12 protein-coding genes are annotated in these 16,422 nt (G+C 41.8%); 5 read left to right on the top strand and 7 right to left on the bottom strand.

What is annotated here, in order from left to right:
• Positions 1–463 precede the first annotated feature (463 nt).
• Positions 464–1,294 carry a segregation/condensation protein A gene (locus NOS7524_RS16295; RefSeq protein WP_015139583.1) on the top strand — a complete coding sequence of 277 codons (831 nt, stop codon included), beginning with the start codon at positions 464–466 and terminating at the stop codon, positions 1,292–1,294.
• Positions 1,295–1,528: 234 nt separating this feature from the next.
• Positions 1,529–2,695, top strand: coding sequence for a sugar phosphate nucleotidyltransferase (locus NOS7524_RS16290; RefSeq protein ID WP_015139582.1), 1,167 nt, complete (start codon positions 1,529–1,531; stop codon positions 2,693–2,695).
• A 121-nt stretch (positions 2,696–2,816) separates the two neighbouring features.
• Here the strand turns inward: NOS7524_RS16290 and speA are convergent, their stop codons facing one another.
• Positions 2,817–4,829 carry a biosynthetic arginine decarboxylase gene (gene speA / locus NOS7524_RS16285; protein ID WP_015139581.1) on the bottom strand — a complete coding sequence of 671 codons (2,013 nt, stop codon included), beginning with the start codon at positions 4,827–4,829 and terminating at the stop codon, positions 2,817–2,819.
• Between the two features lie 219 nt (positions 4,830–5,048).
• Between speA and ndk the strand changes: the two genes are divergently transcribed.
• Positions 5,049–5,498, top strand: coding sequence for a nucleoside-diphosphate kinase (gene ndk, locus NOS7524_RS16280; RefSeq protein ID WP_015139580.1), 450 nt, complete (start codon positions 5,049–5,051; stop codon positions 5,496–5,498).
• A gap of 272 nt (positions 5,499–5,770) precedes the next feature.
• Here ndk and NOS7524_RS16275 read toward each other — a convergent pair whose 3' ends face one another.
• The 3 genes from NOS7524_RS16275 to NOS7524_RS16265 form a co-directional block, all read right to left on the bottom strand.
• Positions 5,771–6,493, bottom strand: a complete 723-nt coding sequence (locus NOS7524_RS16275; protein WP_015139578.1) for a TerC family protein — start codon at positions 6,491–6,493, stop codon at positions 5,771–5,773.
• A 338-nt stretch (positions 6,494–6,831) separates the two neighbouring features.
• A complete protein-coding gene (locus tag NOS7524_RS16270) occupies positions 6,832–7,728 on the bottom strand; it encodes a bile acid:sodium symporter family protein (RefSeq protein WP_015139577.1) in 897 nt (298 codons plus the stop codon).
• A gap of 909 nt (positions 7,729–8,637) precedes the next feature.
• On the bottom strand, positions 8,638–10,035 hold the full coding sequence (locus NOS7524_RS16265; RefSeq protein WP_015139575.1) for an amidase: 1,398 nt from the start codon (positions 10,033–10,035) through the stop codon (positions 8,638–8,640).
• A gap of 339 nt (positions 10,036–10,374) precedes the next feature.
• Here NOS7524_RS16265 and NOS7524_RS16260 point away from each other — a divergent pair, with 339 nt between their 5' ends.
• Positions 10,375–11,859, top strand: coding sequence for a hypothetical protein (locus NOS7524_RS16260; RefSeq protein WP_015139574.1), 1,485 nt, complete (start codon positions 10,375–10,377; stop codon positions 11,857–11,859).
• Between the two features lie 84 nt (positions 11,860–11,943).
• On the opposite strand, the gene NOS7524_RS16255 is transcribed toward NOS7524_RS16260, so the two are convergent.
• From NOS7524_RS16255 to NOS7524_RS16245, 3 genes are all read right to left on the bottom strand, one after another.
• Positions 11,944–13,179 (bottom strand): DUF445 domain-containing protein, encoded by a 1,236-nt coding sequence (locus tag NOS7524_RS16255; protein WP_015139573.1) that lies wholly within the window; start codon positions 13,177–13,179, stop codon positions 11,944–11,946.
• A gap of 181 nt (positions 13,180–13,360) precedes the next feature.
• Positions 13,361–14,047 (bottom strand): bifunctional demethylmenaquinone methyltransferase/2-methoxy-6-polyprenyl-1,4-benzoquinol methylase UbiE, encoded by a 687-nt coding sequence (ubiE, locus tag NOS7524_RS16250; protein ID WP_015139572.1) that lies wholly within the window; start codon positions 14,045–14,047, stop codon positions 13,361–13,363.
• 67 nt (positions 14,048–14,114) lie between these two features.
• The gene (locus tag NOS7524_RS16245) at positions 14,115–15,071 is read right to left on the bottom strand and encodes a response regulator (RefSeq protein WP_015139571.1); all 957 of its coding nucleotides are present in this window, start codon (positions 15,069–15,071) and stop codon (positions 14,115–14,117) included.
• Between the two features lie 231 nt (positions 15,072–15,302).
• Between NOS7524_RS16245 and NOS7524_RS16240 the strand changes: the two genes are divergently transcribed.
• Positions 15,303–16,388 carry a RuBisCO accumulation factor 1 gene (locus tag NOS7524_RS16240; protein ID WP_015139570.1) on the top strand — a complete coding sequence of 362 codons (1,086 nt, stop codon included), beginning with the start codon at positions 15,303–15,305 and terminating at the stop codon, positions 16,386–16,388.
• Positions 16,389–16,422 lie beyond the last annotated feature (34 nt).

The following is a 16,422-nucleotide window of genomic DNA, read 5'->3' as shown; positions in this document are numbered from 1 at the left end:
CATTAAAGTTAAAGAAGTTAGTTTTATTGCAAAGCTTTCAGCCAAAAAATACATCTTTCTTTTGATAAGAAATTAGCCTATGTGTACACCATTCTTCAGAGAGAGAAATACCCTCACCAAAAATCTGCTTCCCTAAAAACAACTGATCAAAACTTTTCCATCTTCTCAAACCAGTCTGTTTGTGATACCAAAAATTTTCCTGGTCAATATTTCCAACTTAGAAAAACTTTTAATATCGAGTATTTACTGAAATATAATGTATAAAAATATTATGTGATAATATAAAGCTGGTTTTAAACCACATAATGTGGTTACATAGCTATCAAACTTGTCAGTAGGGAAGAGGAAGTAGGAATTTAGAGACAAGGATAGACAAACAAGAATTTATTCTTAACACCCAATCCCCAGTCCCCAATCCCCAATCCCCAGTCCCCTGCCTAAACTTCTACAATCGGAAATCAGAATGGATACTTCCGAGCTATTAGAAACAATCACACTCTTAATTGAGCAAGCTGAACGGGGAGAAATAGATCCTTGGGATGTTCAAGTCATTGAGGTGATTGACAATTATTTAGAACTAATGACACCAAAGACAACAGCTAGAGGCTACGAAGCTGATTTGTCACAATCTGGACAGGCTTTTTTATCAGCGTCAATGTTAGTTTTATTCAAAGCAAATACTTTGATGCAATTGTCAACAGCAACCGAAGAACTAGAAGATGTCATAGATGATACTCTCCTAGATATTGAAAACGGATTATTGCATCAAGGTCATCGTTTACAACTAGAGCGATATTTGCGTCGTCGCCCCGCCGCCATGCCACCACCAAAACGCCGTGTGACTCTACCAGAGTTAATCGAGCAACTACAAATCATGGCGAACCAGCTAAAACTGGTGCAGAAAGTCAGTAAACCTGCTCGTATCAAGCGTCAGCCCAGTGTCAAAACTATGCGAGAGGCGCTGGAGTTAGCACACCAGGAAAATTTGACGGAAGTGGCTGGTGAACTAGAACAAGTATTGCGTAGTTCCGCGAGCGAAATACTGTTAGAACAAAATTTCCTGAATCTGGAACAGCTTGTGCAATTGTGGACGCAGACAAAGCCAGCACAACAAGATCCTTCCCACCATGAATCAGAAAATAGTCATATAGTCAGCGTTTTCTGGGCTTTACTACTGCTATCGGCACAATCTAAAGTAGAGCTGTTTCAAGAAGAATTTTACCAAGATATCAAAATTCGGTTAATTACAGATGCCAATCACACCGACCCAATTTTGCCACAATCGACGAGCTAAAAGAATTTCTAGCAAAAGCAAGATAAAATATTCGGGGAATTTACCAGTTGTACTTCAGTCACAGCAAAAATCCGATTAAATTAAAAAGATGACTATGACTTGTCTCTTGGTTGCAATAATCGGTAAATTCCTGTTATCCCTGTTGTCAGGGGTAACTTAGAACAGAAATTAAAACTGATGATTAAGTATCACTCATTAAAAGTAAACTGGCTGGTGGTTGAGGAATAAACTTTTATGAAAGCGATGATTCTCGCAGCAGGTAAAGGTACTCGTGTCCGTCCGATTACCTATACAATTCCCAAACCGATGATTCCCATCCTGCAAAAGCCAGTGATGGAGTTTTTACTGGAACTTTTACGCCAACATGGTTTTGACCAAATTATGGTCAACGTCAGCCATTTGGCGGAGGAAATTGAAAACTATTTCCGTGACGGTCAACGTTTTGGAGTACAGATTGCCTATTCCTTTGAAGGAAAAATCGACGACGACGGTAAACTCGTAGGGGAAGCCATTGGTTCAGCCGGAGGAATGCGCCGCATCCAAGACTTCTCACCATTTTTTGATGATACCTTTGTCGTATTGTGCGGCGATGCCTTAATTGACCTGGATTTGACAGCAGCAGTCAAGTGGCACAAATCAAAAGGGTCAATTGCAACCATCATTTCCAAAACTGTCCCCTTAGAAGAAGTTTCTAGTTACGGTGTAGTCGTCACCGACGAAGAAGGTCGTGTAAAAGCGTTCCAAGAAAAACCCTCTGTAGAGGAAGCACTTAGCACCAATATCAACACGGGTATTTACATTTTTGAGCCAGAGGTATTTAAATACATACCTTCTGGTGTGGAATATGACATTGGTGGTCAATTATTTCCCAAATTGGTAGAAATTGGTGCGCCTTTCTACGCCATTCCGATGGATTTTGAATGGGTGGATATCGGTAAAGTCCCAGACTACTGGCGAGCCATTCGCGGTGTATTGTTGGGTGAAATCAAAAACGTGCAGATTCCTGGCCATGAAGTAGCGCCTGGTATCTACACTGGTTTAAATGTGGCGGTGAATTGGGACAAAGTGGATATCACAGGCCCCGTTTATATTGGTGGTATGACCAGAATCGAAGATGGAGCGAAAATCGTCGGACCGGCGATGATTGGCCCTAACTGCTGGATATGCAGTGGCGCGACTGTGGATAACAGTGTCATCTTTGAATGGTCACGTTTGGGCGCAGGTGTGAGACTGGTTGATAAGTTGGTGTTTGGACGTTATTGCGTAGATAAAACAGGTGCAGCCATTGATGTCCAAGCTGCGGCTTTAGACTGGTTAATTACCGACGCAAGACAGACACCACCAGAGACTACCCCAGTGGAACGGCAAGCGATTGAAGAGTTGCTGGGAACTTCCGGTTAGAAGATAGAAGTGAGCAGCTAGGAAGCCTGTGAGACAAGGGAGACAAGGGAGACAAGGGAGATAAGGGAGGTATTTATTCTTAAAACCCAGTCCCCAGTCCCCAGTCCCCAGTCCCCAGTCCCTAGCTATTAAGATATGTGTATCTTCTAAGACTCTGTTCGTAGGTTTGCAGGAGTCGTTGAGATTCAGCTAGAGTGATACGTTTTTCTTCTAAGGCTTTCTCACAACGCTGACGGATGTTTTCCACCATATCCTCGGAATCATACTGCACATAGCTGACAACTTCGCTCATGGTGTCGCCTTTAACTACGTGTTCAATTTGATAGCCTTTGGGGGTCAATTGGATATGAACAGCGTTGGTATCGCCAAATAAGTTGTGTAAGTTGCCCATGATTTCCTGGTACGCACCATTGAGGAACATTCCCAGGTAGTAGGGTTCCCCTGCTTGGAAGGGGTGTAGTTCCAGAACTGATTTGACATCACGTAAGTCAATAAAGCGGTCGATTTTGCCATCGCTGTCGCAGGTGAGGTCTGCTAAGATACCTCGCCGTGTTGGTTCTTCGTCTAAACGATGAATGGGCATAATTGGAAATAGCTGATCGATCGCCCAACAGTCTGGTGCTGATTGAAACACCGATAGATTGACGTAGTAGATGGAAGCCATGATTTTTTCTAGGTCTTCCAATTCGTCGGGTACGTAATCATGCTGACGAATAATGTTTAGTATTTTCTGGCAGCAAGCCCAGTACAAACGTTCAGCTTTGGCTCGTTCCCTGAGACGCAAAATACCTAAATTAAAGCGGCTGATGGCTTCTTCTTTAAATTGGGCTGCGTCGTGGTAGAACTCTTGATAGTTCTCTACATTGATGGATTGGTAGGTTTCCCACAGGTATTTGATGACTGGGGACTCGCCCTCTTGTGGTGGTTCTGGGACATCTAGGGGGACATCACTGGTACTGAGAATATCAAAAATCAGCACCGATTGATGGGAAGCGATCGCTCGACCACTTTCACTAATCAGGGTAGGTACGGGTATTTGCCGTTCTGCACAGGTATCTTTTAACTCTGCCACGATATCGTTAGCATAGTTCTGCATATTGTAGTTTTTCGAGGCATAGAAGTTGGTTTGAGAACCGTCATAATCTACACCCAAGCCACCGCCCACATCGAGATATTTCATATCTGCACCTTGGGCTGCTAGTTCCACGTAAATGCGGCTAGCCTCTTGAATGGCATCTTTAATCACATTAATTGCAGAAATTTGCGAGCCGATATGGAAGTGCAACAACTGTAAAGAACCCAGCAAATCAGCGTCCCGCAACTTGTCAACTGCCTGGATAATTTCGGGAATTGTCAACCCAAACTTAGCGCGATCGCCTGTGGATGTTCCCCAGCGTCCCATCCCTTGGGTACTTAATTTGGCACGTACACCCAAAATTGGTTTAATTCCCAACTGATGACTAGCCGCAATCACCAAATCGACTTCTTCTACCTGCTCTAAGACGATAATTGGCGTTTGCCCTAGTTTTTGGGCTAACATTGCCGTTTCGATGTATTCCCGGTCTTTGTAGCCGTTGCAAACGAGTAATGCGCCTGGGGTATCCAATAAAGCTAAGGCAATCATTAATTCTGGTTTAGAACCAGCCTCTAAACCAAACTGATGGGGCTTGCCAAATCTCACCAAATCTTCGATCAAATGCCGTTGTTGATTGCACTTGACAGGAAACACGCCACGATATACACCAGGGTAATTGTAGCGGGCGATCGCTTTCGCAAAACAAGCATTTAACCTTTCAATGCGGTCTTCTAAAATATCCGAAAAGCGAATCAGTAAGGGTAGCCCCAAATTACGCTGTTTTAAAGCGTTAACCAACTCAAATAAATCCAGAGAACCCCCGCGATCGCCCTTGGGAGAAACAGTCACATGACCGGCAGCATTAATCGAAAAATAAGGCTGTCCCCAACCTTCAATCCGGTATAAAGCTTCACTATCCTCAATTTTCCAAGCGCGAGATACATCTCCGGTACTGGATGGTAACAGCTTTTTCTGTTTATGACCTTTTCCTTCTAGCTTGTTGCCGTTGGAGGGTACTTTTACCACCTCATCTGATGTAGCAGTTGACTCAACACCCATGTCTGACCTCTGTGTTTCACCCACGAATAAACAATTTAACGCATTAATTTGGCAACGTATATGCACTCAGAGATAATTTCTGAGATAAACTCTGATTGGTCATTAGTCATTAGTGATTAGTTATTAGTCATTAGGCAAGACTCTGAAGCTATGGACTTTGAACTATAGACTCTTGACTATTGACTAAATAAGAATTTTATTAATTTTTGGGAGATAGCTTTGGAACGCACATTCTTAGCAATTAAACCTGACGGCGTACAGCGTGGACTGGTAGGTGAAATTATCCGTCGTTTTGAAACCAAAGGTTTTACCCTGGTTGGTTTGAAGTTTTTGCAAGTCAGCCGCGAATTGGCTGAAAAGCACTATGATGTACACCGCGAAAGACCATTCTTTCCCAGTCTAGTTGAATTTATCACTTCTGGCCCAGTGGTAGCGATGGTATGGGAAGGCGATGGTGTAATTGCTGCTGCCAGAAAAATGATTGGTGCGACAAATCCCCTAACCGCAGAACCAGGAACCATTCGGGGCGATTTCGGCATTAATATTGGTCGTAATCTGATCCACGGTTCTGATGCACCAGAAACTGCTGTACGAGAAGTCAGCCTGTGGTTCACAGATGCAGAATTAGTTAATTGGCAACCTCATTTAACACCTTGGTTGCACGAATAGTAGAGTAGGGAGTGGGGAGTGGGGAGTAGGGAGTAGGGTGTTGACTTTGTACCTTTTCAGGGGTTAAAAATTCATGCCTAATCCTTTCCTTCTTTAAGTAATGAGTAATAAGTAATGGGTATTTACTCATTACTCATTACTCATTACTCATTTAATTTGGTTCACCGATGATGACATGGGTAAATCTCATCCAAGTCAACAGCCTAGAAGTAGGGAGTGGGGCATTGGATTTTTCTCTTCTGCACCCCTGCTTCTTAACAGTCCCCATTCCCTCACTTCGTTACTTCACTCTTTTCTGCTTCTACTTGGGGTGCTTCTGTGAGAGTGCGTTTGGCAAATCCCCAAGTTAAAATTAGAGCGATCGCGGTAATCATTACCCATTCTGGTGGGACAAAATCTTCGTTTACTACCTTCAATAACAGGCGTAACCCCACTAAGGCAACGGTGATGTATCCTGCATCTTCTAGGTTTTCAAATTCATCTAACCAACGGATAAATAAGCCAGCCATGAAGCGCAGGGTGATAATGCCTATGGTTGTCCCCGTTAGCACTAACCACTTTTCTTGAGATACTGCGATCGCAGTTGTGACACTATCTAAAGAGAAGGCTAAATCTGTAAAGGCAATTACTGGTATTGCTTGCCACAAAGAAGTAAAACGCGGCCCGTGGTGATGTTCGCCTTCAGCTTCTTCCGAGGTAAAGTGTTGGAATACCAACCATAGAAGGTATGCAGCACCCAAGAGTTCAAATTGCCAGAACTTTTGTACCCAGGTAGCAGTCAACAACAAGGTAATTCGCAGCACATAAGCAACGACTAAACCAATGTTCAGCGCCTGACGTTCCAGTTTTTTATCTTCTAGTCCTTGGGCAATGGCTGCAAGAGCGATCGCATTGTCAGCAGATAGCACTGCTTCTAAAAATATCAATATCAGCAGGACTATAGAAGCTTCAATGCTGAGATGAAAGTGCAGGTAGTCAAAAATTTGGTCTAGCATTCCAGGTTTCTCAAGCAGGGAAAATCTAAAAATAACAGGGATAGACAATTTAATCTAAAAAGTGCAATGAATTGCTACCTTCATCCAGCTTAACGTGCTGGAGGTATAGGTAGAATGCGTCAGTACAAATAATTTCTCTAGACATCTCCAGAAATTCAATATGCGTTTTCCAGAAACCTTGTAGAGACGTTCTATAGAACGTCTCTACATTCTTGTTTGGAGATGTCTTCTGTCTGCTAAGGGTTTATCTGACTGACGCACCTGACTGGGGATTCCACAAATATTATCTATGCGATCGCCCAGTTTGTAGTTAATACCTGTGTATTTTGATGCTGCCCTTAGACTTTACCTACTAAATCTCTACTCATGGAATTAGTGGCAAATAATTTTCTGCCATAGCTAATGATGGCAAAACCAGTAAAATTCATAAACAAGCCATAAATCGCACCAGGAACTGCCATATCTGGATTATTCAGCAGCCCCGCAGTGATAGCGATCGCTAGCGTGCCATTTTGAAACCCAACTTCAATGGCAATACATATTTGCTGGGCAATATTGAGTTGGAATAGTTTGCTAAGAAAAAATCCTGCCAAGATTGAAATCAGATTCAACATCACCACCCCAATACCCACTTGCACAATAAATTCTGGGAGGCGATTCCACTCTCGAATCAAGATTAACAAAATAATCAGGGCAAGTAAGGCGATCGCTAGGCGATTAGTTACTTTTTCTAAGCGCAAAGCCGTATCTGTAAACCTCTGGCGTATATACATTCCTAACCCAATCGGCACCATTGTAATTAGGAATATTTGTAACATTGTCGAACCAATTGGTAGTGCGATCGCTGCACCTTGCCCTAAAAAATGTTGCAGTGCCAAATTAGCAAATATGGGAATGGTAAATATTGTGATGATACTACTCAACACAGTGAGAGTAACCGACAACGCCACATCACCACGGGCTAGATATGTCACCATATTTGATGATACGCCCCCAGGACATAATGCCAAGATAATTAATCCCACCGCGATGACAGGCTGCATGGGTACAGTTTTAGCAATGCAAAAGCCAATGATTGGTAAAACTATTAACTGGCTTACCAAGCCTACTGAGACTGCTTTTGGATACTTAGTGACGCGTTGAAAATCTTTTGGTTGCAAAGATAAACCCATTCCTAGCATGATAATAGCCAAGGACAGGGGTAAAATCACGTTAGTCAACAAATTTGCTTGCATAAAGCTGGATTAAAGCATATATCCGGGATACATCAGAAGTTTACATTAGTGTGTCATCCAGTGTATGCAGACAAAAATAATCTATTCAAGTATTAATAGATACTGCATAATTATAAAAACTACATGAAGTCTAGATAATATCTTGACAATTTCATAGTGGAATAACTGATTGAGATTGGATGATTGCTTTCATTAGAGACGAATTATTTAAATAAGTAATCTCTACCTGTTAATTGTATATATTAAAACACAAAATGGAACTAATCTCAGGGTGCATCCCATGAAGTAATTAACATTCATAGGGCTTGCATAATGTTTCTACAAAATTCCAGTTTTACAAAAAATACTTGTCTGACAAATAAAAAGAAAAATCTTAACCGTGCTGGCAACGCTGTTTTATATTGTGGATTGTCAATCACATTAATGGCGTGTACAGTTGCTACTGTTACGGCTATCTATCCTTTTCTCATATCTTGCCTAGCTGCCACAAATGATACTTCATTTCAGGCTACGTCAATTCCTTGGCTTGATAATCAATCCAGTTGTCAAGAGACTGGACGTAATTGGCATGAAAATAAATGTTGGGATGAGGAACATAGCCCTACATTTTAGAGGATTTCGTAGGTCTTAAATATGTTCAGAGGATACTGCACCAGATGCGATCGCTTCTGATTTTTGACTATCAATAATTTAAATACCGCACAATAGTTTCTTTACTTGTAGTTGCTACTTTGGTGACTTGAATTATGTCACTAACAAAAGTATAAAATTTGACAGATTAACGCCTTCATGAAAAATAATCTCCCCTTTCCCGTAACCTTGCACTGGAGAATAAGGTTGCAAACTTACAGAGTAGGGAGTAGGGATTGGGGATTGGGTAAACACTTCTCCCTTGTCTCCCTTGTCTCTCTAGACTACCAAACCTGGACGGTGATGAATCCAGGGATTAGCAGCTTCTAGTTGGGCAGCTAGGCTGATAATGGTGGCTTCCGCCGCAGGTTTGCCAATTAGCTGCACACTCATGGGTAAACCATTACTATCAAAACCTACAGGTAAAGCGATCGCAGGTTGTCCAGTAGCGTTGGCTGGAGGACAAGGGGCAACCCAGTTAACAATTTGTTGGAATGTATCTTCAGGACTTAAATTAGCCCATTCCCCCACACGAATAGGTGAGTGTAAGTACACGGGCAATATCACCACATCCACGGTATCAAAAAATGCCACAATTTGCCGAGCAACTATCTGCATTTTATAAACTGCTTGGATGTATTCGCCCACAGTTCCAACCCGTGACAATAGCCAACGGTTTACAGGCTGTAATACCTCTGGTGGTATACCAGCAGCTGCAATTCCAGATTGCCAAACAATTTGAAACGGTTCGACTAACGCACTAAAATCAAGACTTTTTTCTTCAACTTGATGACCTAATTCTGCTAATAATTTAACGGTATGTAACACAGCCTGTTGACAGTTAGCGTCTGCTGCACCCAAGGGCGGAATATCCGTAGCAAAGGCAATTCGCAAACTCCCTGGAGGGGTTTGTGCAGCCGTTAAAAATGATGGTTCTGGATCGGGTAGCCAGTAAGGATCACCTGTGATGTAGCCAGAAATACTATCTAACATAGCAGCCGCATCAGCAACCGTACGGGCAATAGGGCCATTGACACCAAGTCCTGCGAGGCGATCGCCTACGGGTGCTTTACTGACTCTACCTCGTGCTGGCTTAATCCCCACCAACCCGCAACAAGCAGCAGGACCTCGAATTGAACCACCACCGTCAGAACCTTGGGCGATCGCACATAATCCGGCGGCGACTGCGGCGGCTGCCCCACCACTGGAACCACCAGGGGTATATTCTAAATTCCAGGGATTTCTGGCAGGGGGAAATCCTGTAGGTTCAGTGTAAGGAAATGAACCTAGTTCGGAAGTAGCTGTTTTTCCGAGGATAATAAATCCAGCTTGTTTTATACGTGTGACAACTCCATCATCAAATTCTGGGATATTGTCCAGTAATGCTGGACTGCCATAGGTACAAGGTACACCGGCTACAGCATTGAGGTCTTTAATAGAAATTGGTACACCAAAAAATGCTGGTAGTTCAGCAGCCGTTGTGAGTAATTCTGTTTTGGCTGTAGCATCAGCGATCGCCAAATCTGCTGTAACTGTAAAATAACTGCCCAATTGCGGATTCAATTGCTGAATCCGATTTAAATATATTTCAACCAACTCTAACGGTGATATTTCCCGGCGGCGAATCAATTGCGCTAACTCTAATGCTGGGGTAAAAGCTAAATCAGTTTCATTCATAAGGTTTGGGGTTTGGGCATAAGGGGCAATTGGGGATGGGGGACTAGGGGACTTCCAACTAAAAAAATATACAATCGCGAGGGGTAGCAGGGGGAGCAGGGGAGGGAGAGCTTGTTACTTTAGCAAAGTTTCCGGGAACTATAAATCTGTTGTTGATGGGATTTATGATCTCTTTGCTGTGATTTTTTAGACTTATACGGGCAGAATGTCTACAAATAAGGGGTTTTTGGTTTTGTCAAGCCATTTTGATTATAAAACTCAAGTTTAATTACTCAATCTCTCTAGCCCCTAACCTCTGGCTAATTACATCTACTTGCAACTAATCCCCAAGGGATATTTATGGCTGACTTAGAATCACTGATTAATGAACTGCCAAAAATTGTTTATCACCTCAAACTGACGATTGGCAATTCTCAGGAAATTATGCAGCAGGTTATCCTGATCAATAATGCTCAGGAACAACTACGTCAGATTCAACAAGCGATTACCCAGAATTTAAGTCTTGTGGCTAGTAAAAGTGCTGTTATCAGTATGCTACCTGATGAGCATAAGGTAACAGGATTGATAATCCCTAGTATTTTACAAGTTAATCCTGCGATTACTGGCAACCCCAGATTAATTGCTGAAAAGTTTGGCAATCCAGAAACAGAAATATCTTTAGTTAATTTAAAATCCAAAATTAATTGCTGGTTGGAATGGGGTGATTTGTTGCAAGCGATCGCCGCAGATATTTTAGTGGATGCTAATTTAGTTAACCAAATTAATTTGAATATTAAATATCCCAGTTTGTTGATTAAAATTCAAGATATAAAAAAATATTTAGAACAAAATATAGCAGGTAAAAATCGGTTTTTCAAAAAAAAATTAAATAATATTAGCGAGGAAGTTTTACAAGTTAAAAATCGACTTACTTACGTCATTGATACCATTAAAAACAGCCAAAATCTATTAACAATAATACTAGCTGTCTCATCATTTTGTGGTCAATCTGGCTTTGCTATAGAATGGTTAGATGATGCTCATGAATTAATTATATCCAGTGATAATAATTTTCGAGAGTTGACTGATATTCTCAATGATTGTGAAAATTATCAAAATAAAATTGATTTATTTAGTGAAGAAATAAAAGAGCAAAAACATCAGCCAAGAAAGCCTCCAACAATAGTTATTAATCATCCTACCCAAACAAGAAAGCAGAATTTCGACACACCGAAGATTATACGTAGAACTTTAGTTATGGCTTCCAGTTTAGCTGTCTTGGGTTTTGGTGGTTGGCTAATCAAAGATAATATTCCACAAAATCAGTCATTCAGTTTCAATTTTACTAAGGAAAGTACAGCAGTTAGCAATTTTAAATCTGCTTTAAAACTGGGTATGCAAGCTTCTTTCCTCGCACAAAATCCCCCTCATCCTCTTTCAGTTTGGCAACAAGCTGCATCTAAATGGCAGGAAGCCATACAAATATTAAAAACCATTCCTGATGGAACATCTGTATCTGCACAAGCCCAAGAAAGACTAATTCGTTATCAACTTAATTATCTTGCCATCAAAAAAAGAGCCGCAACTGAAAAGCAAGCTGTAGGCAACTTAGAGTTAGCCGGAAAATTAGCTACAGAAGCTAATTACCTGATGGAAACTTCTCCTACTTCTTTATTAGCTTGGCAACAAGCAAAAGATAAATGGCAGCAGTCTATTAAGCTATTAGAAGCTATTCCTAAAAGTAGTTCTGTCTATAAACAGGCTCAAGAAACTTTACCCAACTATAAAACAAATTACACGGCTATTAATGCAATTATGAAAAATAGATTTCAGTCGGTTAATTAGGGGGATGAGGGACTGGGGATTGGGGATTGGGGACTGGGGATTGGGTTAAAAACCTTGTGGTGTCTCAGTTTTATTACAACGTTTCTACTGTTGAGTAAAAAATAAGAATCCTGTTTGGAATAAACCAACAATAAACCCTAATATTCCACCCAAGGTGACAATTGCCTGTAATTCATTTTTCACAATTCCTTCAATTGCTGCTTCCAAATCAGCCGGGGATGTTGATTTTACCCGGTCAACGATTACCTGATCTATAGATAAAATAGGAATTACCTGAGCTACAATAATTTCTAAATCCTTTTCTAAATATCGCTCTAAAATTAGTGCCAATTCTTGACTGACAACCTCTAAAGAATTAAGAACTACAGGTGAATTGCTCAGACGATTTAATAGTAATTTAGCGATATTGTCCCAATTGACAGACTCAGTTAATCCTTGTAACAAATCGCTACCACTGGTTTGAATATACTGGCGGACTGTTTCCCGCGTGGTTTTTCGCAGTTGGCGGACTGTACCAATGGGTAAATTTTGCAATGATAAATTCAGCAAGATTTTCTTGAGGCGATCGCGCATCTGCAAATCTTGAATTAATTCCTGCAATCGGGCGTTAGTTGCTTCTTTTTCATCTAGGCAAAAAGTTCTGAGTCTTGTAAGCGTATTCCGCAAACCAAACAGATTAGCTACTACCCAATAAGTACCACTGGTTTTTTCCCGAAAGCTTTCATCAATAATTTGAATCGTGCGATCGGTTAAAAAATCTACAATTGCCTGCCGTAATACATCTGGCGGCAAAACTACTTCTAAAAACCAATCAGCCAACCGTGTTGATTGCTCTTCACTTAATTGTAATTCCAGTAATATCTGGTCAAAAATCTGGTTAATTTGTGCTTCTAAAAAATCTTCCTGTCTCGCCAAAACTTTCAGTAGACGCGGTAAGGATTCCCCCAATAAATCGCGCAGAATCCCCGCCACAACTTTGGCACTTTTCTGATTTTTGTCTATTTTAATTTGATCAATAGCTAGTCGCAATAACCACAAAATTGCTGACTGTACCCGTTCAGTTTCTAATAACCTGCGTGCCAGTTTTTGCAATTCATCTGGTGTCAGTAGCGACCCCATGATCGTATCAGAAATATTCTTAGCCAAACGTTCCTGGTTGCGAGGAATCAATCCAGGGGTGAATGGCACTCGTCGCCCAGCAATATAAATTGCTCGGTAAGGACGAAATAGCATTTTGATGGCTATATCATTGGTGAAATAGCCAATAATTCCACCCAAGATAGGGGGAGATACATACAGTAACAGATGAGACCAATCCACAGTTTTTTGGGTTAAGAGTGGGGATTGGGGATTGGGAAGCAGGGGATTAGGGATTGGGGAAGCAGGGGATTAGGGATTAGGGACTGGGGACTAGGAAGCAATTCTACCCTATCTTCACCCTCTACCTTGTCTACCTTGTCTCTTTCCAATACCCCATGCCCTACGCCCAATTACCAATTACCTATTTACTAACTACCAATATTCCCATCATACCGTTCGCAATGGGGTAGTGGGTGGCTGAGACAAAACCAGCTTGATGGGCGAATTCTACTTGCTCTTGTCCTTGAGGAAAGCGATCTAAGCTGGGGCTGATGTAAGCGTACTCTTCCTTCATCCCCATACGCTCGGCCATAGGCACAACTATATGATCTAAATACCACTGCTGAAAAGCGCGAAATTGCTGGTTTTTGGGGCGATGAAAGTCTAATATGGCTGCCTTACCATCCGGCTTAAGGACACGGTGTAATTCTTGAAGGCTACGGCGAATATCTGTAACATTTCTTAAACCGTAGCCCATTGTCGCAGCATCAAATAGATTGTCATCAAAAGGCAAATTTAACACATCGGCTTCTACCCAAGAAATCTCAAATTGAGGGTATTGGGTTTGGGAACGTTCTTTTGCCATTGCTAGCAGATTGCCGGAAAAGTCCACTCCGTAAACTTTGCCTGTTTTGACACGTCTGGCTAAACTAAAGGCTAAATCACCACTACCACAACATAAATCTAGGCAGGTATCTCCTGGTTTAGCTGCACTCCATTTAATGGCCATTTCTTTCCATATCCGGTGTTGTCCGAGACTCAACCAATCATTGAATTGATCATACACAGGAGCAATCCGGTCAAAAATGGCACGAATTTCGTTAGTCATTAGTCATTAGTCAATGGTCATTAGTTATTTAACTATGGACTGTGGACTATTGACTATTGACTGTTAACTAAACTTTTGTTTCAAGACAGAGACTACTAGCTAAGGCGATCGCTACCAGTTGTGCTGATAAGTGAATCAGGTTTAATTCATCTTCTCGTAAGGAGATTGATTGTTTCCATTGCAGGGACAACACTCCTAACATCTGCTCACGGTAGGTAACTGGTATAACTAAATGAGCTTGAATACCACTGTGTTGGTAATGAGCCACATTAGCAAATTTAGCGTCTTTGGGGATATTTAGGGAAACTTGAATTTGACCGGTGGCGATCGCTTCCTGTGTCAGTGGATCTTGCTCTAACCAATTTTGGACAGTACCTTCACTACAGTAAAACCCTTGTGTTGCAGTCAGTGCCTTACCCTCAACTAGCTGCAAAATACAAGTGTCAGCTGCAAAACTGTCATTAAATGCTGTGGCGATTGGTGTGAGGGTTGCTTCTAAACTTTGGGATGCTTGAGTTACCTGTACCAAAACAGTCAGTAGGGACATTTGAGCATTGGCGCGGCGTAGTTCCTCGGTTCTCTGCTTGAGTAAGTCATAGGTTTCGGCTGCACGCTGCACAACTGCCTTGAGTTCACCAGGGTCCCAAGGCTTAGTAATATATTTATAGACTTGCCCGGCGTTAATGGCTTCTACTAAGTCTTCTATGTCAGTAAATCCTGTCAGAATTATTCTCACCGTGTCGGGGAACTGGGGTACAGTCTTACTGAGAAATTCCGTACCTTTCATTTCTGGCATCCGTTGATCGGAAATAATTACCGCTACTTCCCCTTCTACTGCTAAGACTTCTAAGGCATTGATGCCACTATCAGCTTTGAGGACATTAAAATCTCGGCGAAAAGTCCGATAAAGCAAGTCAAGATTATCTGGCTCATCGTCAACTACCAATATTTTGAGTTTTTTTGGTCTTTCTAGAGTTGCCATTGGACGGTGAGTCATCTGGATGTCGGAAATGGTGTCAGCCATAAGATATTGCTTGTAAGAATTATTTATATTGCTAACCAGCTTAGTAGATTATGGCTATCAAGCCTTGCGGGAATGTACTGATATGATTACTGCTGGTTTAATGAGTCATAGTGATAATGCAAAATTTTCTATGGCGCTAGAGTGTAGAGATATTGAGCGGTAAAAGATTACAATAATATTTGCCAATGCGGTATCAATTAGCCTCTCAAGTAGAAGCTTACATTTTAGATTATGACTGACCTACCACCCAACGCACCCAATTCTGAGAATGCTGCTAATGATTCAGCACAAGAGTTACTACTCAAGCTAAGACAAAAACAAGGTAATTGGGTGGAATGGGGATTAGCGATCGCTGCTTTGCAAAAAAACGGTTACAACCCCCAAGAAATTTTTGAAGCCACTGGATTTGAGCCAATTCAACAAAATCAGGTGATTGTTGGCGCACAAGTGTATAGTTCTCTAGAAAAATCTGGTGCATCGGCAGCTACGCGATCGCATTATGCTATGCGTGGTAGCGATGTTTTATATGAATTGCGATTACTCACCCAAGAAGAACGGGCGGCGGCGGCTGAGTTGACTTACCAACATAAACTCGATGTTGATGAGGCGCGAGAAGTCGCCAAAGCTGTGAAAGATTTTTCTCGCTTCCGCACTTTACCAGAAGGATTTTCTAACCATCCTGGGGATGCCGTCGCTTATCAAGCGTGGAAATTAGCACGGCAAAACACTGATTTGCAAGAGCGATCGCGTTTAATTGCTAAGGGTTTACGCTTTGCCCATACACAAACAGCTAGGAAACAAATCGAACAGTTGCTGACTGATTTTACCGTTGTTTCCCAGCGTCCGGCTCCCATTCCTCCCTTTTTTCGTTGCGATTCCGAAGAAGAATTACCCCGGATTGTACCTGTAGTGGGTGAGTTACCTTTAAAACCACAAGAACTACAAGCAGTTCCTCTGATAGAAGAGATTGAACCATTCCGGATCGTAAAATTTGCTGGAGATCAAGCTTGGGTAGCCTTACCAGGTTGGCAAGTGCTGTTGAGTGCAGAAGATCCAGTAGTGATTTTAGCAACTAGCGATCGCTTCCCTAGCCAGTCCCAAACCCAACCAGGGCCTGTATTAGTGGTTGTAGATCGTTCCCAGCGTCAATGGAATGACTTTAGTTACTTTGTGATTGATAACAGTGGCGAATTAGATTTTCAGTGGTTTGAAACAGAACCAGAATTTGCCATCTTAGGAAAAGTAATTATCATCGTTCGCCCTCGCAGAATCTTGGATGAAGAAGTAACTAAAGATTCCTGGCAAATTGATGAATAAATATAAGTAGGGAGTAGGGAATTGGGAGTAGGGA

It is taken from the genome of Nostoc sp. PCC 7524, from assembly GCF_000316645.1.
GTDB lineage: Bacteria > Cyanobacteriota > Cyanobacteriia > Cyanobacteriales > Nostocaceae > Trichormus.
The sequence above is the reverse complement of the archived record's forward strand: the minus strand, read 5'-3'. Positions and strand labels throughout refer to the sequence as shown.

What these genes read in the sequence shown, in the direction of transcription:
- NOS7524_RS16260 (WP_015139574.1), top strand. Translation starts at nt 10,375, where the DNA reads ATGGCTGACTTAGAATCACTGATTAATGAACTGCCAAAAATTGTTTAT.
- NOS7524_RS16265 (WP_015139575.1), bottom strand. Translation starts at nt 10,035, where the DNA reads ATGAATGAAACTGATTTAGCTTTTACCCCAGCATTAGAGTTAGCGCAA.
- NOS7524_RS16245 (WP_015139571.1), bottom strand. Translation starts at nt 15,071, where the DNA reads ATGGCTGACACCATTTCCGACATCCAGATGACTCACCGTCCAATGGCA.
- speA (WP_015139581.1), bottom strand. Translation starts at nt 4,829, where the DNA reads ATGGGTGTTGAGTCAACTGCTACATCAGATGAGGTGGTAAAAGTACCC.
- NOS7524_RS16270 (WP_015139577.1), bottom strand. Translation starts at nt 7,728, where the DNA reads ATGCAAGCAAATTTGTTGACTAACGTGATTTTACCCCTGTCCTTGGCT.
- NOS7524_RS16295 (WP_015139583.1), top strand. Translation starts at nt 464, where the DNA reads ATGGATACTTCCGAGCTATTAGAAACAATCACACTCTTAATTGAGCAA.
- NOS7524_RS16275 (WP_015139578.1), bottom strand. Translation starts at nt 6,493, where the DNA reads ATGCTAGACCAAATTTTTGACTACCTGCACTTTCATCTCAGCATTGAA.
- NOS7524_RS16290 (WP_015139582.1), top strand. Translation starts at nt 1,529, where the DNA reads ATGAAAGCGATGATTCTCGCAGCAGGTAAAGGTACTCGTGTCCGTCCG.
- NOS7524_RS16240 (WP_015139570.1), top strand. Translation starts at nt 15,303, where the DNA reads ATGACTGACCTACCACCCAACGCACCCAATTCTGAGAATGCTGCTAAT.
- ubiE (WP_015139572.1), bottom strand. Translation starts at nt 14,047, where the DNA reads ATGACTAACGAAATTCGTGCCATTTTTGACCGGATTGCTCCTGTGTAT.